This is a genomic window from Aeromonas sp. S5(2024) (assembly GCF_041403025.1).
GTDB lineage: Bacteria > Pseudomonadota > Gammaproteobacteria > Enterobacterales > Aeromonadaceae > Aeromonas > Aeromonas hydrophila.
The window spans coordinates 129,217-152,547 of the sequence record NZ_JBGLRI010000003.1 but is presented as its reverse complement, the minus strand read 5'-3'; the positions used below and the strand labels follow the sequence as shown (position 1 = coordinate 152,547).

General features: G+C 62.4%; 22 protein-coding genes and 1 other RNA gene. 14 read left to right on the top strand and 9 right to left on the bottom strand.

Features of this window, described 5'->3' with window-relative positions; genetic code table 11:
* Positions 1 to 46: 46 nt before the first annotated feature.
* The 5 genes from ACB032_RS07305 to ACB032_RS07285 all read right to left on the bottom strand — a co-directional run bounded on the left by ACB032_RS07305 (position 47) and on the right by ACB032_RS07285 (position 4,393).
* Positions 47 to 868 (bottom strand): cobalamin-binding protein, encoded by an 822-nt coding sequence (locus ACB032_RS07305; protein WP_371137646.1) that lies wholly within the window; start codon positions 866 to 868, stop codon positions 47 to 49.
* Complete coding sequence (locus ACB032_RS07300; protein ID WP_223950233.1) at positions 861 to 1,811, bottom strand: cobalamin biosynthesis protein; 951 nt, start codon at positions 1,809 to 1,811, stop codon at positions 861 to 863. Before ACB032_RS07300 ends, ACB032_RS07305 begins: the two co-directional genes overlap by 8 nt.
* The gene (gene mtnN / locus ACB032_RS07295; RefSeq protein ID WP_106552260.1) at positions 1,808 to 2,500 is read right to left on the bottom strand and encodes a 5'-methylthioadenosine/S-adenosylhomocysteine nucleosidase; all 693 of its coding nucleotides are present in this window, start codon (positions 2,498 to 2,500) and stop codon (positions 1,808 to 1,810) included. The genes ACB032_RS07300 and mtnN overlap by 4 nt, the downstream gene beginning before the upstream one ends.
* Before the next feature lie 107 nt (positions 2,501 to 2,607).
* Positions 2,608 to 3,366, bottom strand: coding sequence for an ABC transporter substrate-binding protein (locus ACB032_RS07290; RefSeq protein WP_101148865.1), 759 nt, complete (start codon positions 3,364 to 3,366; stop codon positions 2,608 to 2,610).
* A 94-nt stretch (positions 3,367 to 3,460) separates the two neighbouring features.
* Positions 3,461 to 4,393, bottom strand: coding sequence for a ZIP family metal transporter (locus tag ACB032_RS07285; protein WP_049049035.1), 933 nt, complete (start codon positions 4,391 to 4,393; stop codon positions 3,461 to 3,463).
* A gap of 377 nt (positions 4,394 to 4,770) precedes the next feature.
* Between ACB032_RS07285 and ACB032_RS07280 the strand changes: the two genes are divergently transcribed.
* Complete coding sequence (locus tag ACB032_RS07280; protein WP_180345367.1) at positions 4,771 to 6,402, top strand: methyl-accepting chemotaxis protein; 1,632 nt, start codon at positions 4,771 to 4,773, stop codon at positions 6,400 to 6,402.
* A 452-nt stretch (positions 6,403 to 6,854) separates the two neighbouring features.
* Here the strand turns inward: ACB032_RS07280 and suhB are convergent, their stop codons facing one another.
* Entirely contained in the window at positions 6,855 to 7,658 is an 804-nt protein-coding gene (suhB, locus tag ACB032_RS07275) for an inositol-1-monophosphatase (protein WP_016350372.1), read from the bottom strand.
* A gap of 201 nt (positions 7,659 to 7,859) precedes the next feature.
* Here suhB and ACB032_RS07270 point away from each other — a divergent pair, with 201 nt between their 5' ends.
* The 3 genes from ACB032_RS07270 (at position 7,860) to emrD (ending at position 10,619) form a co-directional block, all read left to right on the top strand.
* A complete protein-coding gene (locus ACB032_RS07270) occupies positions 7,860 to 8,315 on the top strand; it encodes a hypothetical protein (protein WP_011705601.1) in 456 nt (151 codons plus the stop codon).
* Positions 8,316 to 8,506: 191 nt separating this feature from the next.
* Complete coding sequence (locus tag ACB032_RS07265; RefSeq protein ID WP_371137645.1) at positions 8,507 to 9,169, top strand: glutathione S-transferase family protein; 663 nt, start codon at positions 8,507 to 8,509, stop codon at positions 9,167 to 9,169.
* A gap of 250 nt (positions 9,170 to 9,419) precedes the next feature.
* Positions 9,420 to 10,619: a multidrug efflux MFS transporter EmrD gene (gene emrD / locus ACB032_RS07260; RefSeq protein ID WP_016350375.1), complete on the top strand. Its 1,200-nt coding sequence runs from the start codon at positions 9,420 to 9,422 to the stop codon at positions 10,617 to 10,619.
* A gap of 165 nt (positions 10,620 to 10,784) precedes the next feature.
* On the opposite strand, the gene ssrS is transcribed toward emrD, so the two are convergent.
* Both ssrS and zapA read right to left on the bottom strand, forming a co-directional pair.
* Positions 10,785 to 10,967: non-coding RNA, 6S RNA (gene ssrS, locus ACB032_RS07255), on the bottom strand.
* A gap of 16 nt (positions 10,968 to 10,983) precedes the next feature.
* Entirely contained in the window at positions 10,984 to 11,316 is a 333-nt protein-coding gene (zapA, locus tag ACB032_RS07250; protein ID WP_016350376.1) for a cell division protein ZapA, read from the bottom strand.
* Between the two features lie 173 nt (positions 11,317 to 11,489).
* On the opposite strand from zapA, the gene ACB032_RS07245 reads away from it, so the two are divergent.
* From ACB032_RS07245 to ACB032_RS07200, 10 genes are all read left to right on the top strand, one after another.
* The gene (locus tag ACB032_RS07245) at positions 11,490 to 12,059 is read left to right on the top strand and encodes a UPF0149 family protein (RefSeq protein WP_011705605.1); all 570 of its coding nucleotides are present in this window, start codon (positions 11,490 to 11,492) and stop codon (positions 12,057 to 12,059) included.
* 183 nt (positions 12,060 to 12,242) lie between these two features.
* Positions 12,243 to 13,460 carry a 2-octaprenyl-6-methoxyphenyl hydroxylase gene (ubiH, locus tag ACB032_RS07240; protein WP_371137644.1) on the top strand — a complete coding sequence of 406 codons (1,218 nt, stop codon included), beginning with the start codon at positions 12,243 to 12,245 and terminating at the stop codon, positions 13,458 to 13,460.
* A gap of 89 nt (positions 13,461 to 13,549) precedes the next feature.
* The gene (locus tag ACB032_RS07235) at positions 13,550 to 14,785 is read left to right on the top strand and encodes an FAD-dependent 2-octaprenylphenol hydroxylase (RefSeq protein ID WP_371137643.1); all 1,236 of its coding nucleotides are present in this window, start codon (positions 13,550 to 13,552) and stop codon (positions 14,783 to 14,785) included.
* A 478-nt stretch (positions 14,786 to 15,263) separates the two neighbouring features.
* The gene (gene gcvT, locus ACB032_RS07230) at positions 15,264 to 16,361 is read left to right on the top strand and encodes a glycine cleavage system aminomethyltransferase GcvT (protein WP_102988997.1); all 1,098 of its coding nucleotides are present in this window, start codon (positions 15,264 to 15,266) and stop codon (positions 16,359 to 16,361) included.
* A gap of 105 nt (positions 16,362 to 16,466) precedes the next feature.
* Positions 16,467 to 16,856, top strand: coding sequence for a glycine cleavage system protein GcvH (gcvH, locus tag ACB032_RS07225; protein ID WP_010634317.1), 390 nt, complete (start codon positions 16,467 to 16,469; stop codon positions 16,854 to 16,856).
* Between the two features lie 252 nt (positions 16,857 to 17,108).
* On the top strand, positions 17,109 to 19,985 hold the full coding sequence (gene gcvP / locus ACB032_RS07220; RefSeq protein WP_371137642.1) for an aminomethyl-transferring glycine dehydrogenase: 2,877 nt from the start codon (positions 17,109 to 17,111) through the stop codon (positions 19,983 to 19,985).
* 159 nt (positions 19,986 to 20,144) lie between these two features.
* The gene (locus ACB032_RS07215; RefSeq protein ID WP_324011140.1) at positions 20,145 to 20,495 is read left to right on the top strand and encodes a helix-turn-helix domain-containing protein; all 351 of its coding nucleotides are present in this window, start codon (positions 20,145 to 20,147) and stop codon (positions 20,493 to 20,495) included.
* 81 nt (positions 20,496 to 20,576) lie between these two features.
* Positions 20,577 to 21,653, top strand: a complete 1,077-nt coding sequence (gene arsB, locus ACB032_RS07210; protein WP_371137641.1) for an ACR3 family arsenite efflux transporter — start codon at positions 20,577 to 20,579, stop codon at positions 21,651 to 21,653.
* Complete coding sequence (arsC, locus tag ACB032_RS07205) at positions 21,650 to 22,081, top strand: glutaredoxin-dependent arsenate reductase (RefSeq protein WP_371137640.1); 432 nt, start codon at positions 21,650 to 21,652, stop codon at positions 22,079 to 22,081. The genes arsB and arsC overlap by 4 nt, the downstream gene beginning before the upstream one ends.
* A gap of 139 nt (positions 22,082 to 22,220) precedes the next feature.
* Entirely contained in the window at positions 22,221 to 22,970 is a 750-nt protein-coding gene (locus ACB032_RS07200; protein WP_371137639.1) for a class I SAM-dependent methyltransferase, read from the top strand.
* Positions 22,971 to 23,081: 111 nt separating this feature from the next.
* On the opposite strand, the gene ACB032_RS07195 is transcribed toward ACB032_RS07200, so the two are convergent.
* A complete protein-coding gene (locus ACB032_RS07195) occupies positions 23,082 to 23,327 on the bottom strand; it encodes a hypothetical protein (protein ID WP_029301252.1) in 246 nt (81 codons plus the stop codon).
* Between the last annotated feature and the right edge of the window lie 4 nt (positions 23,328 to 23,331).

The following is a 23,331-nucleotide window of genomic DNA, read 5'->3' as shown; positions in this document are numbered from 1 at the left end:
CGCTTGCCGGTGTTTTTTTATTGCGAAAATGGCTAAGCAGCGCGGTTTACTGGTTCGGCTGTTGTGCCTCTTCAATGGCCCGGCATATCTGCTCCACGGCGTTGAGGGCTCTCGGGGTGAAACGATGCAGTTCGTCCGAGTTGATGAGGCGCAGGCGCTGATGGCGGACGGCGTCCAGATTGGGCCACTGTTGCCAGTGGCGCAGAGCGTCGGGATCTTGACTCCCCGCCAGGATCAGCGCCGGATTGGCCTTGATCACCTGCTCCAGGCTGACTTGGGGATAGGGCGTGCGGGCCGCTGCCATCACGTTTTCCCCGCCGCACAACTCGATGGCCTGGGCGGGCCAGGCATTGCCGCTAACGCTGGTGAGCGGTGGATTCCAGAGCTGATAAAACACCTTGATATGTTTGGGCTTGCCGTAGCGCTGCCCAAGTGCGGCCAGGCGGGCGAGATAGGCATCGGCCTCGACATTGGCGGCTTGTTCCACCCCCAATGTTTTTCCCAGCGCCCGCATCTCGGTGGCGAGGGAGGCAAAGTCGGTCGGTTCTGAATAGAACACCGGGATCCCCAGCTGCTCGACGGGGGCCAGCATGCGGGATTGGGCGGAGCGCCAGGCGACGATCAAGTCGGGCTTTTGGGCCAGCAGGGCTTCCAGATTGATGCTGCGGTAGTTGGCAACCTGGGGCAGGCGTTTGACCTCGGGTGGATAATCGGAGGCATCGTCGGTGGCCACGATGCGATCGCCGGCGCCGATGGCAAACAGCAGTTCGGTCAGATGAGGAGTGAGGCTGACGATGCGTGTCGGTGTCCCGGCCAGCAGGGCGGGCGACACGCACAACAGGCAGAGCAGGGTGAGCCATCTAGCCATGCAGCTGCTCCAGTACAGTGAGCAGCAATGCCAGCGCCAGCCAGCCCCAACCGGCTTGTTGCAGGCGATTGAGCAGGCGCAGGGCCGTGCCGGCATCCGGCTCGGCGGCGGCGTCAAACACGGGGAAACGGATCAAGCTGCCCTGATAGTAGCGGGGGCCACCGAGCTTGCAGCCCAGCGAACCGGACAGCAGCGCCAGCAGTATTCCCATGGCGGGGTAGGGCCAGCGTATCGCGGTGCGCAGCCGGCTTGCCAGCTGGCGCAGCTGGGTCAGGCACAAGGGCAGTGCCAGCAACAAGATGGCAGGGGTACACAGGGCCTGATAGAGCACGGCGGCGGCTCGGCCAAAGTGGGCAAAGGCTGGCAGTTTCGGACTCCAGCCCTGATTCATCAACTGGGCGAGGCGCCACAGCAGGGCGCCTTGCACACCTGCTAGGGCAAATCCCAGCAGAGGGCCGGCCCACTGTCCTATCAGGCGCAGGGCGCAGCTTTCGCTGACCGCCTTGGCAAGCCCCATCAGAGAGAGCTTGCCGGTATCGCGCCTGAGCCAGGGGGCGGCCTGCAACCTAGCCACCACCAGCGTATCCTGGTCTGTCAGCGAGCGAGTGGCACGGGCCAGCTCCCGCAGCGGACGCGATTCCAGCATCAGCAGCAGAAACAGCAGATCGAACAGCGGCTCCGAGAGCGAGAGATTGCGCACCGCCCAGAGTCCGGCGGCGCAAGGCAGCCAGACAATCAGCATGGCCAACAGACCTGCCTGCAATTGCTGCCCGGGGGCGCCATCGGGGCGACACACCTTGTGACCCAGCCGGGTCAGCAGCGGCACGACGGCGGAGAGCCGATAGTGGGCCGGCCAAGGCACGATGGCCTCCAGCAGGGCGGCACCGAGCAAGATGGCCGCCGGAGTGGCGGCCATCTGTTCCAGCGTGGTGAGTGGGATCACAGCTTGCCGAGCATCTTGATGATCACCTCGGCGGAGTGCTTGCCGGCCACCTCGATGAAGGCATCGAAGGATTCAACCTGTTCCTTGCCGGCGATGTCGGACATGGCACGCACCACCAGATAGGGCACCTTGAACATGTGGCACACCTGACCGATGGCCGCCCCTTCCATCTCGACCGCCAGCATCTGCGGGAAGTCGGCACGGGCTTTGGCGATGGCGTCCGGCTTGCACATGAACTGATCGCCGGTGCAGATGAGGCCGACTTTGGTTTGATGCTTGCCCTGCTCGGCGATGCAATCCTGGGCGACAGCGATGAGCTTCTCGTCGCAGGGGAAGGCGGCCGGTTGCTGCGCCATCTGGCCCATCTCGTAGCCAAAAGCGGTCACATCCACATCGTGGAAGCGCATCTCGCTGGCGATCACCACGTCACCGATGTGCAGGTCCTGGGCAAAGCCGCCGGCAGAGCCGGTATTGATGACATAGTCGGGGGCGAATTTTTCCAGCAGCAGGCTGGTGGCGACGCTGGCGGCGACTTTACCGATGCCGGAGCGGGTCAGGATCACTTCCTTGCCTGCCAGGGTGCCCTGATAGAACTCGCAGCCGCCCAGTTGCAGGGTGGTCGGGTTGCTCATCTGGCTGCGCAGCAGGGCCACTTCCTGTTCCATGGCGCCGATAATACCTACTTTCATCACTCACCTCGTCTTGATGGCCATGCGGCCGAATAAGTTGTTGTGGATCATAACAAAAGTTGGCGATGGCGCCGAGCATTCCAATGCAGCGCGATGTGAAGGGGCGCTTAAGGGTAGCGCTTGGCGAGATCAGCCAGCTCGCCGCTGTCTGCCAGCCGTTGCAGGGCATTGGCGAACAGGGCCAGCCGGGCAGGGGAGGTGCGCTGGTAAAACAGGATATAGAAGGGAATGGTCTCCATGGCGGTGGGGAGGATGCGAATTTGGCCGCTCAGGTGGTGGCGCAGCAGGTCGGCCTCGAAGCCGGGTGAGCGGTAGTAGACGAAGCGCCCTCGTTTCATCAACAGCTTGTCGTAATTGGCGGCACTGCTGATCCCTCCGCTGTCGATGATGAGCCCCTGTAGGGCTTGCAGCCGTTCGATGGCGCCGCTGCCGTGATTGATGAGGATGATACCCTCTTCGCCAAGGGCCTTGACGTCGTCCCACTGGTGGATCTCGACTGGATCATCGCTGCGCACCGCCAGGTGGTAGCGCACGGTGAAGATGGGGGGCTGCAGATAGAGGAAGTGGTTGCGACGGTCCGGGTTGTCGCCCACGCCGCAGATGAAGTCGAGCTGGCCGAAACGCACCTGTTTCTCCAGCCGCTTGAGGGGCACAAAGCGCTGATCGCCCTGGATGCGTAGGGCGGGCTCCTGGCGCTCCAGCAGGCGAAACAGCTCGATGCAGAATCCTCCGATGCGGCCATCCGCCATCTGGGTGTATTTGGGGGCGGATTCGGGCTGCGCCGCCGTGCGATAGATTTCGGTGGCAGAGACGGCCCGGTGAGCGACTGCCAGCAGACAACCCAGCATCATCACTCGGAATATCATGTCATGCTGGCCCTCGATGCGTGGGGAAATGCGGCGTTGGCCGCCGATGTCACGGCGCTAGTGCTCAAACATTACGCCATATATCAGAACCTTATCAACCAAGCGCCGTATCGAGGGTCATCATCAAGGCAAACCCGGCCATCAGGCCCAGGGTGGCGTGGGTCTGGTGGCCATTGCGGTGAGTCTCGGGGATCACCTCGTGGGAAACCACGAACAGCATGGCGCCGGCGGCCAGCCCGAGGCCGATGGGATAGGCGATGGCCAGCCCGCTGGAGAGGCCGACGCCGAGTAGCGCTCCAAGCGGCTCAAGCAGGCCGCTGCCGATGGCGACCAGCACGGCTTTGCCGGGGCGAAAACCGGCGGCGCACATGGCAAGCGCCACCGCCAGCCCTTCCGGTATGTCCTGCAACGCGATGGCGGTGGTGAGCGGCAGACCCACCGACATGTCGCCCTGCGAGAAGCTCACCCCGATGGCCATCCCTTCCGGCAGGTTGTGCAGGGCGATGGCAAACACGAACAGCCAGACCCGGGAGCAGCTCTCGTGACCGGGACCGCAGGGGCCGGTCTTGTCATGCTCATGGGGGGTGAATTGATCGAGCCCAAGCATCAGCAGTACCCCGAGGGTCATGCCTGCCACCACCACGGCGGCGGCGAGAAAGCCGTCGCCGGTGATCCCCTCTGCCGCCTCGAGTCCCGGCAGCAGCAGGGAGAAGGCGCTGGCCGCCAGCATCATGCCGGCGGCAAAGCCCAGCATGCTGTCTTCCACCCGCTGGGGGACCGAACGCAGAAAGAGGGCAGGCAAGGCCCCGAGCGCGGTGGCGGCAAAGCCGGCCAGGCCGCCGAGCAGGCCGTAGCGAACGCCGGGGCTGATGTCGCCGGCGGCCAGCATCACCAGGCTCTGCAGCAGCAACAGCACGACGGCCGCCAGTGCCACGAGCAGGCCGATGGCGATCACCGGGCGTGCCCGCAGTTGCTCGCGCAGCTGGGCAGACCAGGAGGAAAGGGGCAGGGCCGACGCGTTATCCATGAAGATCACCTCTCTTGCTTGATGGCGGGGACGGCGAGGCGCCATCCGGGGACTCTTGCATTACAGCGAGCCGGGCCTGACTTGTCCATGCCGGTGCCTCGATTGCATTCATCGGCTAACTATTTGAAATGATTTGGTCGCCTTGAATAGTTTGTGATGAAGATCTGGTTGTACGGAAAAACAACTTGCTTTGTTGCGGCGAAAGCTGGTGAAGGAGTAGGCAGGTTTGTGGTAAAGTACCGCCCTCGCGAAACCCACCCTTCCCTTGGTCTTTCGCAACGTCCCATCTCCCGCCAGGAAAGCCCGGGTTACCAGTTCATACGGATGTGATCGCCACTGTGCACCTGCTTGTCAGCAGTCGAGGATCACCAGCCACCATGTTTTACAAAAATCTGTCTATCGGCAAAAAGATTGCCGTGGTCTTTGCGGTCATTGCCGCCGTCAACGTGATATTCGGTATTTTTCTCTCCAGCGAGCTGCGCGGCGTGCGCGATCGCGTGCTGAATTTTACCGACTCCACCCTGCCGAGCGTGCTCTCGGTCGAGAACCTGCTCTACGACGTATCCTACGTGCGCCGTGCCCAGTTTGCCCTGCTGATGGTGGATGACGCCACCGATCTGCAGGCCCGTCGCGGCCGGATCCAGGCCAGCGTCCAGAAAGTTGAGCAGGCCTTTCGTGCCTATGAGGCCACGGTCGGTGCCGACCATGAACGCCAGGTGTTCAACCGCGCCAAGCAGGAGTGGCAACGCTATCTGAACTCGGTCAATCTGGTGGATCAACTGCTGGTGCAGGGTCAGCTGGCCCAGGCCAAAGATCAGCTGTTCCAGTCCAACCCCATTTATGGCGAGCTGGAGCAGGCGGTCAATGGACTGGTGGAAGTGAACCTCGGCTTCGTGAAAGAGAACCGTGGCAGCCTGCTTGGCAGCGTCAATATGGTGACCAGTTTTGCCATGGTGAGCATCGGCAGCTTGCTACTGTTCATGGTGGCCATGACCTGGTTCCTGACCCGCCAGATCTGCCTGCCGCTGCAGGCCGTGGTGGCGCAGGCCAACGCCATCGCCGCCGGTGATCTGACCCATCAGCTGGATCGCCAGCACATCGGTCGCGACGAGCTGGGCATGCTGGCCAAGGCCTCCCTCAAGATGCAGGACAACCTGCGTGGCCTGATTGAAGAGGTGGTGGCCGCTGTGACTCAGCTGGGGGCCGCCATTGAAGAGGTGAGCGCCGTCTCCGAGCAGTCGGCACAGGGGATCCAGAGCCAGCAGCAGGAGATCTCGCTGGTCGCCACCGCCATGGCCCAGATGAAGGCCACCGTGGCCGATGTGGCAGGCAACACCGAGACCGCATCCGAGTCGGCCAGCTCCGCCAATGCCTTGGCACGCCGTGGCAATCAGGATGTGCAGAGCTCGCTGATGTCCATCACCCGGGTTGCGGAAGAGATTGAACAGGCGGGCACCCTGGTTACCGAACTGGAGCGTGAATCCGCCCAGATCAACGTGGTAGTTGACGTGATCCGCGGCATCGCCGATCAGACCAACCTGCTGGCACTCAACGCTGCCATCGAGGCTGCCCGCGCCGGCGAGCAGGGCCGCGGCTTTGCGGTGGTGGCCGATGAAGTGCGCACCCTGGCGGGTCGCACCCAGGCTTCCACCGGCGAGATCGTTGCCATCATCGAAACCCTGCAGGCCCGTGCCAACCAGGCCAAAGAGGTGACCGGCCAGAGCTGCGAGATGATCCGCCAGTGCGTGGAGCAGAGCGAGCAGACCAGCAACGGCATCCAGCAGATTGAAGAGGCGGTGGCCCAGATCGCTGACATGGCCATTCAGATCGCCAGCGCCTGTGGCGAGCAGGATGCGGTCTCCGATGAGCTGGGTCGCAACGTGGAGCGGATCAACGAATCCTCCAACGAGGTCGCTGTTGGGGCCGATCATACCGCCCGCGCCTGCCTGGAATTGAGCCAGCTGGCTGCCGGTCTGCGTCAGACCATCGGTCGTTTCCGTTTGGCGTAATGCTGCTGCGCGCCAGGGAGGGCGACACAATCGCTGCCTGCATTGGCAGGCACCCAAACAACCCGGCTCTGGCCGGGTTGTTTGTTATTGGCTGGCGGCTACTGGATTAGTCATGTGGTTTGCAAGGAAGGGGGAGCAAAGCGGGTTCGGTGAACGGCGCGGCAAGATCGCGACGGTAGAAGCTAGCAGCCGGGGTGGTCTGAGAGCAGCCTGAGGGAGGAGGCCGGGTGGTAGTGCTGCGCCGGTTCGAAGGGGGGCGCATCCTCTTGCCGCGTTGACGAGACATCTACAAACGCCGCCTTGGTTGGGCAACGGATGCAGTCACACCGATGGGGTAGGTAGGGCAATGACATGCCGGGATATGACGCAGATTGGCACGCTTCCCTTGCTGACGGCTATAAAAAAACCCGGCCTAGGCCGGGTTTGTGGTACGTGCGCTGCGCGAGGCTGGCTTATTTGGCCAGCGACTCCGGCAGGTTTTCACGGATCTTGCCGAGCATCTCTTTCAGAACGCGCGGGTTGGCAACCACGATGTTGCCGGAGTTTTCGTAGTTGTGACCACCGACGAAGTCGGTGACGATGGCGCCGGCCTCTTTGGCCAGCAGCTCACCGGCTGCGGTATCCCAGGGCTTCAAGCCGATTTCCCAGAAACCGTCGACGCGACCGGCAGCCACGTAGGCCAGATCCAGCGCGGCAGAGCCGGCACGACGGATGTCGGCACACTCGATGAACATGCTCTGGAACATCTTCAGGTACGGCTCGATGTGGTGCTTCTGCTTGAACGGGAAACCGGTGGCCAGGATGGTGCCGGCCAGCTCTTTGGCCTTGCCGACACGGATGCGATAACCGTTCAGCTGGGCACCACTACCACGGGTAGCAGTAAACAGCTCGTCACGGATCGGATCGTAAACAACGGCTTGTTCAGTCTTGCCCTTCACGCGCAGGGCGATGGAGACGGCAAAGTGCGGAATGCCTTTGACCAGGTTGGTCGTGCCATCCAGTGGGTCAATGATCCATTGGTAGTCCGGATTGGTACCGGTAATCTCACCAGACTCTTCAGCCACGATGCTGTGTTCCGGGTAAGATTTTTTGATGGTGTGAATGATGGCCGCTTCGGCTTCACGGTCAACGTTGGTCACGAAGTCATTGCTGCCTTTCTGGATAACCTCGATGTTCTCGGGTTGAGAGAAGGCTTTTACTACTACTTGACCGGCGTTGCGCGCAGCGCGCACGGCGATATTCAGCATCGGATGCATAGGTTCACCACTGGATGTTAAAGAACGGGGAATAAAAGGACGCGGTATCATACCAGTCTTCGCGAGAATGGCAACCGTTATACGCCATCCCCCCAGCCTTGGCGACTGCCAGATCTGACGGCTCCAATATAGGCTCCTTTTGGTCTAGTCTTATGGGCAGCAGCCGAATAACAGGCTGCATTGAGCATAGGGACGTGGATCATGAATTTGTCATTAGTCAGTCAAAAACCGTCGGCAATCACTACCCAGGGGCTGCTGGCTGCCTTGCGCGCATCGACCGGATATGGCGACTACTTCAACGAGGTGAGCATTGCCCAGCCTTGCCAATGGCAGCCAGGCAAAGAAGAGGCGGCGATCTTGCTGCTCGATGGCGATGCGGCCTGGCCGGAGTTTGCCTGGCAGCGCAACAGCGATACGTTCGGGTTGCCGGTGTTGCCGCTGCTGATGCGCAAAGGCGATGCCACCCTCACCATTCAGGGGCCGGACGTGCGTGACCCGCGCTTCTACTTCGTCTCAAACGGCATAGTGCTGGAAGAGTCGGAACTCGCCGATCCCGCCTGCAGCCGGGTGCTGCTGAGCAAACTGGAGTCCTACTTCCCGCTCTTGTCCCGCCTGATCCTGCTGCGCCAGCGCCAACCCATGGGGCTGTGCAACTAGTCACGATCCTCCATGCGTCCGGGCTGTTCAAGCGGCACAATATTTGTCATAACTGACCAGTATTGTGCCGCTTTGCCATGCAGGCATCGGAGCAAATGCCGGTGCGGCATCCGCTCTGTGTCCGTTGTCGTCTCGCATGAGCGAGGCTGTGGCCGTCTCTGCACCAATGTGTGAATCACAAGGAGTTCATGATGATCGACTTTTATACCGCCGCTACGCCCAACGGCTTCAAGGTGGCGATTGCCCTGGAAGAGCTGGGCTTGCCCTATCGGGTGATCCCGCTCGATCTGTCGGCGCTGGATCAGAAGAAGCCCGAGTTTCTGGCCATCAACCCCAACGGCCGTATCCCGGCCATCGTCGATCGGGATAATGGTGACTTCGCCGTGTTCGAGTCCGGCGCCATCCTCCTCTATTTGGCGGAGAAGGCGGGCAAGTTGCTGCCGGCAGATCCCAAACGCCGCTCCCAGGCCATCCAGTGGTTGATGTTCCAGATGGGCGGGGTCGGTCCCATGATGGGGCAGGCCAACGTCTTCTATCGCTACTTCCCGGAGAAGATCCCGGCCGCCATCGAGCGCTACCAGAAGGAGGGGCTCCGTCTGTTCGAGGTGCTCGACAGCCATCTGGCCCATCACGAATATCTGGCCGACGAGTACAGCATCGCCGACATCGCTACCTGGCCCTGGGTGCGCATTCATGACTGGAGTGGTATCTCCATCGAGGGGTTGCCGCATCTGCAAGCCTGGATGGACCGGATGGCAGAGAAGCCCGCCTGCCAGAAGGGGATCACCATACCGCCGCGCAACGAGAAGCCGGAGGATCTGGTCAAACAGGCCCAGCAGATGGTAACGCGTTGATTTTTATTGCTGACGGGACTAAAAACCCCGTCACATTAGAAAAACTAGGGAAAGCTGATTATAAAGATTCGTTCGTTTTTCGTGATCTGAATCACTAAGATCACCGCAAGCCTAGGGAGTGTCCTGCTCCCGGCCGGTGCGGGTTCTCCGCCTTGTATTTTCACCTTTGATTGACTCTGTGTTTTTGGATCCCCTCTGCAGGTTTCTGCCAGGGGTGCGGCAGCTTTTTGATGATTTTCGGGACTGAGATATGTATCGGCACAGTTTTTATCCGCTGTTTTTTCTGACCATTCTGATGGTCGCTGTGGGCCAGATGACCCAGACCCTGTATGTGCCCTCCATTCCCATGATGGCGGGGGACTTCAACGTGGCCTCCGGCCAGTTGCAGGCGGTGATGGCCTGTTACCTGATCCCGTACGGGCTCTCCCAGTTTGTTTACGGCCCGCTGTCGGATCGCATCGGCCGTCGCCCCATCCTGCTGATCGGCATGATGGTGTTTCTGGTGGGCACCCTGACCATTCAGTTGATCCCAAGCTTCATGGCGCTGCTGGTGGGCAGCTTCATTCAGGGGCTGGGCACCGGAGCGGGTGGCGCCATGAGCCGGACCGTGATGCGCGATCGCTACAGCGGCGCCGAGCTCAACCGGGCCAACAGCCTGGTGAGCATGGGGGTGATCTTCTCCCCGCTGTTGGCGCCGGTGCTGGGCGGCTGGTTGACCGAGCTGTTCAACTGGCGTGCCGGGTACTGGTTCCTGTTCGGCTTCGGTGCGGTAACGACCCTGGCGCTGCTGGCCTGGTTTGCTGAGACGCTGCCGGCGACCGCACGCCAACAGCCGCTGCGAGTCGGTGCCGCCTATCGCCACGTACTCGGCAATCCGCGCTTTCAGGGCAACCTGCTCTGCCTGATGGCGACTTTTGCCGGCCTGGCGGTGTTCGAGGCGGCGGCCGGCGTGCTGCTCGGCGATGTGCTCAAGTTGAGTGCCCGCACCGTCAGCGTGCTGTTCGTGCTGCCGCTGCCCGGTTATCTGTTCGGTGCCTGGCTCTCTGCCAAGCTCAGTTTTCGCCTGAGTCAGGGTAAGCTGATGCGCCTTGGCATCGTCTTCCTGGCGCTGGGGTCGCTGATCATCCTGCTGCCGGGTCTGTTCGGGGTAGTGAGTGCGGCCTCCCTGGTTGGCGGCGCCGCCGTCTACTTCATCGGCAGCGGCATCCTCTATCCGACCGCTACCTCCTGCGCCATCGAACCCTTCCCGGGTCAGGCGGGCACCGCCGGTGCCATCCTCGGCGGCATGCAGAACCTGGGGGCCGGTATCGTGACGCTGCTGGCAGCCTGCTTCCCGATGGAAGGGCAGGTGACTCTGGGGGCCATCATGACACTGATGGTGCTGATCGTGGCGCTGAGCTTCCTCTGGCTGCGCCACCACGGCTCACCCCATCAACAGATGGCTGTCTGAGCCGAGCGCTAGAAAAGACCCGCCCAAGCCGGCGGGTTTTTTATGGGCCGCTTCTGGTGTGACTGGCGCTGCGGGCAGTGTCGAAGGGTTGCAGCGGCAGCGGAGAGCGGATGGCGCAGGAGATAAAGAAAAAGCCCGTCACGTTGGTGACGGGCTTTTTGCTGTTGGTACCCCGGAGATGCCGTTGCCGGTTTGGGCCCTTGAACCGTCGGTTCAAGGCGGGGATCGGATCTGACCGCAGGCTTCTCGGTCGTGCCGAGCATGCGCAATAGCCAGAAGGCAGATCCCCTGTTTGGTATGAATATCGGCTCGGGGACTTGAACCGGCTGACAAACACCCCAGGGAATTTTAAAACGGTGGACGATTAGGGCTGCAGGCCTTCGTCGCTGGATTCGCCATATTGTCCGTGCTCGATCAAGGCCGCTTCGATGGTGCGTTGCAGCATCTTGATCCGCTTGTCCATGGTCTCAGAGTATTGGTGATTTTTCTCTTTTTCAAGGCAGAGCTCATGGCAAAAATTGAGCGCTGCCATCACCGCCAGCTGTTCGTTGCTGGAGACCTTGGAGCGTTGACGCAGCTCGATGAGTTTATCAGTCAGCTGGTCGGCGGCCTGGCGCAGCGCATCCTGCTGTCCCAGGGGACAGGATACTTTGTAGGGACGTCCCAAAATGACGATTTCTACGGCCTCTGTGCTCATGCCTTCCTCAATACGGCGGAGCTGATTTCCGCCTTTATCCACGTGGACAACTGGGCGGGACTATATAGCGCAGATGCAGAAGTTTCAAGGCCTTGCTGGCTCTGGAAGGGGGAGAATGCTAGGATCCTGACCATTAATTCTGCATATTTGCCTGAACTTTGAGCGGATCTTCGATGAGCAAAACGAACCCCCTGAAATACGCGGCCGTGGCCGACCTGATGGAGCAGCATGAGCTGATGGCAACGGCTGTAGAGGCCCATGGCGTGATCTGCGGTCTGGTGTGCGGTGGTGTGGCACTGGACGACAAGAGCTGGCTGCCCCATTTCAATGATCTGGTCAATGACGGTTTCGGTCTGCCGGCCCCGGTGCGCCAGGTGATGACCGATCTCTATCACCAGGTGATCGAGAGCCTGATGGCCCAGAAAGGGGTCGAGCTGCTGTTGCCGAGCGACGAAGCGCCGCTCGACGAGCGCATCGACTCGCTGGTGGATTGGTCCCAGGCCTTCCTGGCCGGTTTCGGCGTGGTGCAGCAGGAGCTCTCCAAGGCTTCCGAAGAGCTGCAGGAGATGATCCAGGACATCGCCAGCATCACCCAGGTCTCCGCCGAGTTCGATCAGGAAGATGAAGAGAACGAAGCCTCCTTCCTGGTGCTCTACGAGCACGTGCGCCTCGGGGTGATGATGAGCTTCGAGGAGTTCGGCAAGCGGCCGGATGCCCCGAGCACGCCGCCGACCCTGCACTGAGTCGGCCGAACTTGATAAAGAGCGCCTGGTGGCGCTCTTTTTACATCTGGATGTTGCCTGCGCCGGCCCGCCGTGATGAGGCAAGTGACGACAGAGACTGCGCTTTTTTGCCCGTGGCTTCGCATCCCGACCCCACGCTTTGTGTTAGCATGACCCCACGTTTTCAGTCTTTTCCCTCATCTCATGTCTCAATCTGATCTGAACCACGTCGATGTGGCCATCGTCGGTGGTGGAATGAGCGGCGCCGTGCTGGCGCTCTCCCTCGCGGCCCTGCCAGGGCCCAAGCCCCTGCAGATCCTGCTGCTGGAGGCGAGCGCCCCCGAGCTCAATGCGCATCCCGGCTTCGATGCCCGCGCCATCGCGCTCTCCGCCGGCACCTGCGAAGCGCTGGCCCGGCACGGGCTCTGGTCCCGTTTTGCTCCCCATTGCAGCCCCATCAGCCAGATTCATGTGTCGGATCGGGGCCACTTCGGTCAGGCCGGCTTGACGGCGGAGGAGTATGGCCTGCCAGCCCTTGGCCAGGTGATCGAGCTGTCGGCGGCGGGCATTGCGTTGCAGCAGGGGATTGCCGCCTGCCCGCAGATCCGCATGCTGTGTCCGGCCCAGCTCGAGCGCGTGGAGCCATTGGCGGAGGGGGTTAACCTGACCCTGGCCGGTGGCGAGCGTTATCAGACCCGCCTGCTGGTGGCGGCCGATGGCGGCAACTCCTTCGTGCGCCAGCAGTGCAAGCTGGCGGTGAGCCGCCACGACTACGGCCAGAGCGCCATCATCGCCACCGTGAAGACGGCCGAAGATCCGGCCGGACGGGCTTTCGAGCGTTTCACCCAAGGAGGGCCGCTGGCCCTGCTGCCGATGCAGGACGGGCTCTCCTCCCTGGTCTGGAGCGTGGCACGGGATGAGGCGCCAGCCTTGATGGCGCTCGATGACGCCGCGTTTCTGGCCCGCCTGCAACAGGCCTTCGGCTGGCGCCTCGGTCGCTTCCTGCAAACCGGTCAGCGCCACGTCTATCCGCTGGTGCTGACGGTGGCCGACTACCCGCTGGCCCAGCGCACCGTGCTGGTGGGCAACGCCGCCCATCTGCTGCACCCCATTGCCGGTCAGGGCTTCAACCTCGGCATGCGCGATCTGGACCTGCTCACCCGGGCGGTGGGCCGGGCGCTGACGGCGGGGGAGGATATCGGCAGCTTTGAGGTGCTCAGTGGCTACTGGCAGCAGCGCAAGGGGGATCAGGCCCAGACGGTCTGGCTCACCTCTTCGCTGGCCCAGCTCTTCTCCAATGATCATGACCCGCTGGTGGCAGGCCGCAACCTGGCGCTCTCCCTGATGGGGCGGCTGAGCTGCCTAAAGGCGCCGCTGGCCTCCCGCACCCTGGGCTTTGTCGCCGATGTGTGCCGCCCCTGAGGCGAGGTGACGTCATGGGTATTGAACGGGTGCGCCTTCGGGCGTCCCCTCGCTGATCCCGGCGATCAGCCCTGAAAGGATATAGAACGATGCAGATGCAAAACGTGGATGTGGTGATTGTAGGGGGCGGCATGGTGGGCCTGGGGCTCGCCGCCGCGCTCAAGGGAAGTGCGCTCAAGGTCGCCGTGATTGAGGGCCAGCTGCCGGAGCCCGCGCTTGACGAGGCGCCGGACAACCGGGTCAGTGCCCTGAGTCTCGCCAGTCAGCGCATCCTGCAGCAGGTAGGCGCCTGGCGCGGGATCGAGGCGCGCCGCCTGCAGCCCTACGGGCAGATGGAGGTGTGGGAGCAGGACAGCTTTGGCCGGATCGCCTTTGATGCCGCCAGCCTGCGCCAGTCCGAGCTCGGCCACATCGTCGAGAACCGGGTCATCCAGCTGGCGCTGCTGGAGGCGATCCTCGATGGCGACAATATCCAGCTGCTGAGCCCGGCCCGGGCGAGCAGCCTGCAAAGCGGCGAGGCGGGCTCCCTGCTGCTGCTGGAAGATGGCCGCGCGCTGTCGGCCAAGCTGGTGGTGGCGGCCGATGGCGCCCACTCCTGGGTGCGCCGGCAGGCCGACATCCCGCTCACCAGTTGGGATTACGGCCACCACGCGCTGGTGGCGACGGTGCGTTGTGCCGAGCCCCACGAGGCGGTGGCGCGTCAGATCTTCACCCCCGAGGGGCCGCTCGCTTTCCTGCCCCTGTGGCAACCGGATCTCTGCTCCATCGTCTGGTCGGTGCCAGCGGCCCGGGCCGAGGCGCTCTGTCAGTGCGATGAAGAGCAGTTCAACCGCCAGCTCACCACCGCGTTCGACGGCCGGCTGGGGTTGTGCAAGGTGGCAGGGGTGCGCAGCGCCATCCCGCTCACCGCCCGCTATGCCCGCGACTTTGCCCGCGAGCGGCTGGTACTGGTGGGGGATGCTGCTCACACCATCCACCCGCTGGCGGGGCAGGGGGTCAACCTGGGACTGCTGGATGCCGCCGCCCTGGCCGAGCAAATCCTGCGCAATCAGGGGGCGGGCAAGGACATCGGCCGGCTCGCCAACCTGCGTGGCTACGAGCGCTGGCGCAAGAGCGAGGCCGCCAGCATGCTGGCGGCGATGGAGGGGCTCAAGCGGTTGTTCGCCGGTAGCAACCCGCTCAAGAAGCTGGTGCGTGGGGCCGGGCTGTGCGCCTTCGATCTGCTGACGCCGCTCAAGCAAAGCGTGATCCGGGCCGCCATGGGGTTAGAGGGTGAGTTGCCGGCCTTGGCCAAGGGGAACAATTTGCCGACCCGGCTGAAGTAAGAGGGTGATCCGGGCTGCCATGGGGCTGGAAGGCCAGCTGCCTGCCCTGGCCAAGGGTGAAAAAATCTAATAATACCCGGCTGTTTTCACAACAAAACTAATGTGATGAGGCTGATGACCCGGTTTGGGCATCAGCCTTTAATCTGGGCAGTCAGCGAAACGTTTTTCTCCAAATTGTGACGAAACGGTAAAAATCGAAATTTAATATCGCCATTGCCGGGTTTTGTCTGTTTTTATCGCTGTTTTTACCTTAGTGTCTGGGGTCTATTTACTGGCGGTGGATTAGTTTTTTTTGAGCGGCATGCGCGTCCGCTTGGCTTATAATCCGCTGCGTTCAAGGAATCACTCTTGCCCTGCGGGGCCGGAACGAGCACAGACTCAGGCACGTCGCTTGCTGCCACCCAGGTAGATAGCCGGATGGTGGCTGCCGGGCGAGCGATGCGTGAGTGTTGTCGCGAACGCTTAAGGAAACACAGCGATGATCCAGACTACAGTACTGCATCCCAAGCACCTGGAAGCCGGCGCCAAGATGGTGGACTTCCACGGTTGGGAAATGCCCATCAACTACGGCTCACAGCTGGAAGAGCACCATCAGGTGCGCACCGATGCCGGCATGTTCGACGTCTCTCACATGACCATCGTCGATTTGACCGGCGAGCGGGTCAAAGCCTTCCTGCAACACCTGCTGGCCAACGACGTGGCCAAGCTCACCGTCTTCGGCAAGGCCCTCTACAGCGGCATGCTGACCCCGGAAGGCGGTGTCATCGATGACCTCATCACCTATTACCTTGGCGAGACCTTCTACCGCCTGGTGGTCAACTCCGCCACCCGTGAGAAGGATCTGGCCTGGATCCGCCACCACGCCCAGGACTTCGGGGTGACCGTGACCGAGCGCCCCGAGCTCGCCATGATCGCGGTGCAGGGCCCCAACGCGAAGGCCAAGGCGGCCAAGGTGTTCAGCGCCGAGCAGAATGCCGCAGTGGAAGGCATGAAGCCCTTCTTCGGCGTGCAGGCCGGCGAGCTCTTCATCGCCACCACCGGCTATACCGGTGAAGACGGCTACGAGATCGTGGTGCCGCAAGAGCTGGCGTGCGATCTGTGGCAGGCGCTGCTGGACAACGGCGTGGCACCCTGCGGCCTGGGTGCCCGTGACACCCTGCGCCTCGAGGCCGGCATGAACCTCTACGGCCAGGACATGGACGAAACCGTCTCTCCCCTTGCCGCCAACATGGCCTGGACCATCGCCTGGGAACCGAGCGATCGCCAGTTCATCGGTCGCGCCGCGCTGGAAGCCCAGAAAGCCGCCGGCAGCCAGCCCAAGCTGGTGGGCCTGGTGATGGAAGAGAAGGGCGTACTGCGCAGCGGCATGCCGGTCACTTTCACCACCGCCGCTGGAGAAGAGCGGGAAGGTGTGATCACCTCCGGCTCTTTCTCGCCCACCCTGGGGTACAGTATTGCGTTGGCGCGGGTGCCCCGTGATATCGGTGAACAGGCCTCGGTGGAGATCCGCAAGAAGCTGGTCACCGTCAAAGTGACCAAGCCGGCTTTCGTGCGCAACGGCCAGAAGCTGGTGTAACGACCCATTGCGGCGAAGGGGCTGCCCTTCGCCAGACCCCCTTGCCCCGGCAACGTCTGTCGAACGCGCCGGGACAAGTGATCCAAGTGAATAAAGGAAGCACAAATGAGCCATATCCCGAGCGAACTGAAATATGCCACCTCCCACGAGTGGATCCGTGTCGAAGCCAACGGCGAGGCCGTGGTCGGCATCACCGAGCACGCCCAGGAGCTGCTGGGTGACATGGTGTTCGTCGATCTGCCGGAAGTGGGCAAACAGGTCGGTGCCGGTGATGACTGCGCCGTGGCCGAGTCGGTCAAGGCCGCCTCTGACATCTACAGCCCGGTGAGCGGCGAGATCCTGGCCGTCAACGAAGAGCTGGAAGGCAGCCCCGAGCTGGTCAACTCCGACCCCTACGGTGCCGGCTGGCTGTTCCGCATCAAGCTGGACGACGCGGGCGAGCTCGCCAACCTGCTGGATGCCGAAGGCTACCAGAACGTGGTGGACGAAGAGTAATGCCCCCGGGCCCTGCCAATGCGCAGGGCCCGCTTGTATAGGTGCCCGTCGGCCTGGGGGCCGACCGGCGAGGGTGAAGTCGTCCGCACCGGTTTGCCCGCCGCAACCCGGTCAGCCGCAAGACGACCCCCTGTCGCTATGAGCGACATCCGGTGCCGGCAGGGGCCACCCTGCCAGCCGAACATGAGTGAAGCCGGCCGAGGCCGGCTGTCAGGCACTTAGTTATCAGGACTTTTTATCAGGAATAGGGAAATGACCCAGTCACTGTTTGAACTCGAGCAAAAAACCGATTTCATCCGCCGTCACATCGGGCCGGGTGAGGAAGATCTGCGCGCCCTGCTGGCCGTAGTGGGCGCCGAGAGCCTGGATGATCTGATTGAGCAGACCGTCCCCGCCGCCATTCGCCGGCCGGGTCCGCTCGGCATCGGCGCCTCCATGACCGAGGTGGAAGCGCTGGCCAAGCTCAAGGGCTATGCCGCCCAGAACAAGGTAGCCAAGAGCTACATCGGCATGGGCTATCACGATACCCATGTGCCCCACGTCATCCTGCGCAACGTGCTGGAAAATCCGGGCTGGTACACCGCCTACACCCCGTACCAGCCCGAGCTGGCGCAGGGCCGTCTCGAAGCTCTGCTCAACTTCCAGCAGCTGACCCTGGACTTGACCGGCATGGATCTGGCCAGTGCCTCCCTGCTGGATGAAGCGACCGCCGCCGCCGAGGCGATGGCGCTGGCCAAGCGGATGGCCAAGTCCAAGTCCAACCTCTTCTTCGTGGCCGACGACGTGCACCCGCAGGTGATCGATGTGGTCAAGGAGCGGGCGGTTCACTTCGGTTTTGACGTGGCCGTCGGCCCGGCCGCACAGGCCTGCGCAGAAGAGGTGTTCGGTGCCCTGTTCCAGTACCCCACAACCACGGGTGAAGTGAAAGACCTGCGGGCGCTTATCGCCGCCGTGCAGGCTCAGAAAGGGCTGGCCTGTGTCAGCGCCGACCTGCTCTCCCTGCTGCTGCTCAAATCCCCGGGCGAGCTGGGAGCCGACGTGGTGCTGGGCTCGGCCCAGCGCTTCGGCGTGCCCATGGGCTACGGTGGCCCGCACGCCGCCTTCTTTGCCACTCGCGATGCCTACAAGCGCTCCATGCCGGGCCGCATCATCGGTGTTTCCAAGGATGCCCGCGGCAAGGCCGCGCTGCGCATGGCGATGCAGACCCGCGAGCAGCATATCCGCCGCGAGAAGGCCAACTCCAACATCTGTACCGCTCAGGTGCTGCTGGCCAACATGGCGAGCTTCTACGCCGTCTACCACGGCCCGGTGGGGCTGAAAACCATCGCCTCCCGCGTGCACCGTCTGACCACCATTCTGGCGCTCGGCCTCAAGGCCAAGGGCGTGGCCCTCAAGCATGCCAGCTGGTTCGATACCCTTACCGTTCAGACTGCCGACAAGGCCGCACTGATCGCCAAGGCCGAGGGGCTCGGCATCAACCTGCGTGCGGATCTGGACGGCGCGGTGGGCGTGTCGCTCTCTGAAACCACCACCCGTGGCGATGTGGCCGAGCTGTTCGAACTGTTCCTGGGCACAGGCCACGGCCTGGACATCGAGGCCCTCGACAAGGCGGCCCAGGCCCATCACGCCGTCCCGCAGGATCTGCTGCGCACCGACGCCGTGCTGACCCACGAGGTGTTCAACAAGTACCACTCCGAGACCGAGATGCTGCGCTACATCCACCGTCTCGAAGCCAAGGATCTGGCCCTCAACTACGCCATGATCTCCCTGGGCTCCTGCACCATGAAGCTCAACGCCACCGCCGAGATGATCCCGGTGACCTGGCCCGAGTTTGGCAAGCTGCACCCGTTCGCCCCGCTGGCCCAGGCCAAGGGCTATCAGCTGCTGCTGGCCGACCTTGAAAACTGGCTGGTGAAGGTGACCGGTTACGATGCGGTCTGCATGCAGCCCAACTCCGGTGCCCAGGGCGAATACGCCGGTCTGCTCGCCATCAAGAAGTACCACGAGTCCCGTGGCGAGGGGCATCGCGATATCTGCCTCATTCCGGCGTCCGCTCACGGTACCAACCCTGCCTCCGCCCAGATGGCGGGCCTGCGGGTCATCGTCACCGCCTGTGACAAATCGGGCAACGTGGATCTGGACGACCTGCGCGCCAAGGCCGCCGAGGCGGGGGATCAACTCTCCTGTCTGATGGTGACCTACCCCTCCACCCACGGAGTGTACGAGGAGACCATCAAGGAGGTGTGCGACATCGTTCACCAGCACGGTGGTCAGGTCTATTTGGACGGCGCCAACATGAACGCCCAGGTGGGCCTCACTGCTCCGGGCTTTATCGGGGCAGATGTTTCCCACCTCAACCTGCACAAGACCTTCGCCGTTCCTCACGGCGGTGGCGGCCCGGGCATGGGCCCCATCGGCGTGAAGAAACACCTGGCGCCGTTCGTGGCCGGTCACGCCGTGGTCAAGACCGACAAGGAGAGCCGCAACAACGGCGCCGTGTCGGCGGCACCGTTCGGCTCGGCCAGCATCCTGCCCATCAGCTGGATGTACATCGCCATGCTGGGAGATGAGGGGCTGAAGAAATCCACTCAGGTGGCCATCCTCAACGCCAACTACCTGGCCAAGAAGCTGGGTGAATCCTTCCCGGTGCTCTATTCCGGCCGTAACGGTCGGGTGGCTCACGAGTGCATCCTGGATATCCGCCCGCTCAAAGAGGCGTCCGGCATCAGCGAGATGGACGTGGCCAAACGGTTGATGGACTACGGCTTCCACGCGCCGACCATGAGCTTCCCGGTAGCGGGTACCCTGATGGTCGAGCCGACCGAGTCGGAATCCAAGCGCGAGCTGGACCGCTTCGTGGAGGCCATGACCGCCATTCGCGCCGAGATTGCCAAGGTACAGGATGGGCAGTGGAGCCTCACCGACAACCCGCTGGTCCATGCCCCGCACACCCAGGATGACGTGATGGACGCTGAGTGGTCCCGTGGCTACAGCCGCGCCGAGGCGGTGTTCCCGTCGGAAGCTGTGCGCGCCGCCAAGTTGTGGCCGTCGGTCAACCGCATCGACGACGTCTACGGCGATCGCAACCTGTTCTGCTCCTGCATCCCGACCGAGGATTACGCCAAGTAAGGGCAGAGTCATCTCGACTCGAACAGAGAGACCAAGGGCCTTGCATGCGCAAGGCCCTTTTTATTGGCGGGGACGATGGCGCTGAAATGGCGGGGGGAGTTTGAATGCTTCAATGTTTCTTGTATAGTTGAATTTATGCAGAGATAGACGGAGGTTTGCATGAACAAAGCGATCGCTACCAAGGTGTTTGAGTCCCTCGCGTCCGGCATTCGTCTCGATGTGTGGCGCCTGCTGGTCAAGTCGGGTCTGGAAGGCATGGTGGCCGGACAGCTTGCCAGCGAGCTCGACATCGCCCCGAATACCCTCTCGTTTCACCTCAAGGCCATGTTGCACGCGGGTTTGCTATCGGTGGAGCAGGAGGGGCGTTTCTTGCGCTATCGCGCCAACATTCCCCTGATGCTCGATTTGATCGGTTATCTCACCGAAGAGTGCTGCGCCGGTCATCCGGAAGCCTGCGGGGTGGGAGGTGTCGAGCCCCTCTGTGCGCCTGCCTGTTGTGATAAAGAGTAAGGGCACTGTCTGCCCGCCTGTTGTGATAAAGAGTAAGGGCACTGTCTGCCCGCCATTCGTTACCCTTCTGGGAGTCTTTTCATGAGTACCAATGCCTGCTGCGATCTGCCCGTCAGCAAAAAAATGCGTTTTCTAGACCGCAATCTGACCCTCTGGATCTTTGTCGCCATGGCCATCGGGGTTGGGATTGGCTATCTGTTCCCTCAGGCTGCCCAGTGGAACGAGGCCATGTCGGTTGGGACTACCAATATACCTTTGGCCATCGGCCTTATCCTGATGATGTATCCACCGCTGGCCAAGGTGAATTACGCCACCATGGGGGCCATGACCCGGGATCGCCGCGCCATCACCCTCTCGCTGGTGATGAACTGGCTGGTTGGCCCCATCTTGATGTTCGCTATTGCCTTGGTGTTTTTGCACGATCAGCCTGGCTATATGGTGGGGCTCATCTTGATAGGTCTGGCGCGCTGCATCGCCATGGTGCTGGTGTGGAACGATCTCGGCGGCGGCAGCAAGGAGTACGGCGCCGGCCTGGTGGCGCTCAACAGCGCGTTCCAGATCCTCACCTACAGCCTGATGGCCTGGTTGTTTATTACCGTGCTGCCGCCGCTGTTTGGCCTGCAGGGCTTTGCGGTGGATATCACCATGCTGGATATCGCGCAAAGCGTGCTGATCTATCTGGGCATTCCCTTCCTCGCAGGCTTCCTGAGCCGTCACTATCTGGTCAAGGCGAAAGGGGAAAAGTGGTACACCGAGCGTTTTATTCCGGCAATTTCCCCCATCACGCTGATCGCGCTGCTGCTCACTATCGTGCTGATGTTCAGCCTCAAGGGGGAGATGATCGTCGAACTGCCCATGGATGTGCTGCGGGTCGCGGTGCCCCTGGTGGTCTACTTCGTGCTGATGTTCTTCACCAGCTTCTTGGTGGGCAAGAAACTGGGCATCCCCTATGACAAGAATGCCTCCATCGCCTTTACCGCCACCGGCAACAACTTCGAGCTGGCCATTGCCGTCGCCATCGCGGTGTTCGGGCTGAGCTCGGATCAGGCCTTTGCCGGGGTGATCGGCCCGCTGGTGGAGGTGCCCGTACTGATCGCCCTGGTCAATGTCGCCCTGCGCATGAAGCGCTCTTATACCAACCCAGAGAACCCATCATGAATGATACCCACATCACCATCTACCACAACCCGGCCTGCGGCACTTCCCGCAATACGCTGGCGCTTATCCGCAACTCAGGTGTTGAACCTACCGTTATCCACTATCTGGAGACACCACCGAGCCGCGAGACGCTGCTGGCGTTGATTGCCGCCATGGGTATACCGGTTCGCGGCCTGCTGCGCCAGAACGTGCCCCCTTATGAGGCGTTGGGACTGGCCGAGAACAAGTTCAGCGACGATGAACTGATCGATGCCATGCTGGCGCACCCCATCCTGATCAACCGGCCCATCGTGGTGACCCCGCTTGGCACCAAGCTGTGCCGCCCGTCAGAAGTGGTACTGGATATTCTGCCGTCCCCTCAGCAAGGAGCCTTCAGCAAGGAAGATGGAGAGCAGGTGGTGGATGCACAAGGCCGGCGCATCGGCTGACTCCGGCCGTGGCGTGAATGGCGATGATGCCGGCCGCCATGACGGGGTGGTTGCCTTGCCGGTTGCGTTCGGGGCAGGATGAGTGGCGGGGCGATTGATTCGGCCCTGATCCCGCACAGATCCAGCACAAGGAGTGGCAATGGACAGTACCCAGCGATTCTCGACCCGGGTCGAGGCCTATGTGAAATATCGGCCAAGTTATCCTGCCGCCCTGCTCGATTTTCTGGCCAGCGAGTTGGCCATGGGGCCGGCTGCTCGGGTGGCCGATATCGGGGCCGGCACCGGCATCCTGACCGCACTGCTGGCCCCCCGGGTGGCGCGGGTCTGGGCGGTCGAGCCAAATGCGGAGATGCGCGGGGCGGCCCGGCACCAGCTGCAGTCAGTGACCAATATCGAATGGCGGGATGGCAGTGCCGAAGCCACCGGTCTGGCAGACGGGTCGGTGGATCTGGTGACGGTGGCGCAGGCGTTTCACTGGTTTGATCGCGCCGCCTTCAAGAAGGAGTGCCGGCGGCTGCTCAGACCCGGTGGCCGGGTCGCCCTCATCTGGAACGACCGGCTGACCGACACCCCATTTCTCAAGGCTTATGAAGCGGGCCTGCGCACCTATTCGGGGGATTATGAGGAGGTCAATCACCGCAATCTGGGTGAAGAGGATTTTCAGGCCTTCTTCGAGGGGGAGTACCGGCTCGATCGTTTCGCCAACCGCCAGCTGTTCGATCTTGACGGAGTATTGGGGCGGCTCAACTCCTCTTCCTATGCCCCGGTGGCCGGCTCGCAAGCCCATGCCGCGCTGACGGCGCTGATCGCGCGGGAATTTGCCCGCCATGCGGTCGATGGCGTGATTGCCTTCAACTACGACACCCTGCTCTACAGCGGTCGGGTGTAGCAGTCGGGGGTAGCAAGGGGCCCAGATAAACAGCGGGCCCTTGCCACCGGTGGCGAGGGCCCGCAAGGGCATGGCTGATGCTGTTCGCAGCGGTGGGCTGTGGTGCCTGCGCTAACTCTTGTTCAACCCCAGCATGGCCATCGCCTTGGCCAGGGTATCGACGGACTCCTGATGCTTGCCCGCCTTGTGCAGGACTTCCCCCTCGGCGCGCAGCTTCTTCACCTCGGCCAGTTTGTCGGCGCTGAGGGCGGGTTTGGCGGCGAGGGCATCATCGATCTTCTTCATGTCGGCGGGGCAGTGAAAGGCGAGGGCGCTGCCGGTAAAGAGCAGGCTGGCCAAAAGCAGGGCTGGTTTCATGTCG

What these genes read in the sequence shown, in the direction of transcription:
- suhB (WP_016350372.1), bottom strand. Translation starts at nt 7,658, where the DNA reads ATGCATCCGATGCTGAATATCGCCGTGCGCGCTGCGCGCAACGCCGGT.
- ACB032_RS07215 (WP_324011140.1), top strand. Translation starts at nt 20,145, where the DNA reads ATGAACAAAGCGATCGCTACCAAGGTGTTTGAGTCCCTCGCGTCCGGC.
- ACB032_RS07270 (WP_011705601.1), top strand. Translation starts at nt 7,860, where the DNA reads ATGAATTTGTCATTAGTCAGTCAAAAACCGTCGGCAATCACTACCCAG.
- ACB032_RS07245 (WP_011705605.1), top strand. Translation starts at nt 11,490, where the DNA reads ATGAGCAAAACGAACCCCCTGAAATACGCGGCCGTGGCCGACCTGATG.
- ACB032_RS07280 (WP_180345367.1), top strand. Translation starts at nt 4,771, where the DNA reads ATGTTTTACAAAAATCTGTCTATCGGCAAAAAGATTGCCGTGGTCTTT.
- gcvT (WP_102988997.1), top strand. Translation starts at nt 15,264, where the DNA reads ATGATCCAGACTACAGTACTGCATCCCAAGCACCTGGAAGCCGGCGCC.
- ACB032_RS07305 (WP_371137646.1), bottom strand. Translation starts at nt 868, where the DNA reads ATGGCTAGATGGCTCACCCTGCTCTGCCTGTTGTGCGTGTCGCCCGCC.
- ACB032_RS07200 (WP_371137639.1), top strand. Translation starts at nt 22,221, where the DNA reads ATGGACAGTACCCAGCGATTCTCGACCCGGGTCGAGGCCTATGTGAAA.
- ACB032_RS07265 (WP_371137645.1), top strand. Translation starts at nt 8,507, where the DNA reads ATGATCGACTTTTATACCGCCGCTACGCCCAACGGCTTCAAGGTGGCG.
- ubiH (WP_371137644.1), top strand. Translation starts at nt 12,243, where the DNA reads ATGTCTCAATCTGATCTGAACCACGTCGATGTGGCCATCGTCGGTGGT.
- arsB (WP_371137641.1), top strand. Translation starts at nt 20,577, where the DNA reads ATGAGTACCAATGCCTGCTGCGATCTGCCCGTCAGCAAAAAAATGCGT.
- ACB032_RS07285 (WP_049049035.1), bottom strand. Translation starts at nt 4,393, where the DNA reads ATGGATAACGCGTCGGCCCTGCCCCTTTCCTCCTGGTCTGCCCAGCTG.
- zapA (WP_016350376.1), bottom strand. Translation starts at nt 11,316, where the DNA reads ATGAGCACAGAGGCCGTAGAAATCGTCATTTTGGGACGTCCCTACAAA.
- ACB032_RS07290 (WP_101148865.1), bottom strand. Translation starts at nt 3,366, where the DNA reads ATGATATTCCGAGTGATGATGCTGGGTTGTCTGCTGGCAGTCGCTCAC.
- emrD (WP_016350375.1), top strand. Translation starts at nt 9,420, where the DNA reads ATGTATCGGCACAGTTTTTATCCGCTGTTTTTTCTGACCATTCTGATG.
- gcvH (WP_010634317.1), top strand. Translation starts at nt 16,467, where the DNA reads ATGAGCCATATCCCGAGCGAACTGAAATATGCCACCTCCCACGAGTGG.
- gcvP (WP_371137642.1), top strand. Translation starts at nt 17,109, where the DNA reads ATGACCCAGTCACTGTTTGAACTCGAGCAAAAAACCGATTTCATCCGC.
- ACB032_RS07195 (WP_029301252.1), bottom strand. Translation starts at nt 23,327, where the DNA reads ATGAAACCAGCCCTGCTTTTGGCCAGCCTGCTCTTTACCGGCAGCGCC.
- ACB032_RS07235 (WP_371137643.1), top strand. Translation starts at nt 13,550, where the DNA reads ATGCAGATGCAAAACGTGGATGTGGTGATTGTAGGGGGCGGCATGGTG.
- arsC (WP_371137640.1), top strand. Translation starts at nt 21,650, where the DNA reads ATGAATGATACCCACATCACCATCTACCACAACCCGGCCTGCGGCACT.
- mtnN (WP_106552260.1), bottom strand. Translation starts at nt 2,500, where the DNA reads ATGAAAGTAGGTATTATCGGCGCCATGGAACAGGAAGTGGCCCTGCTG.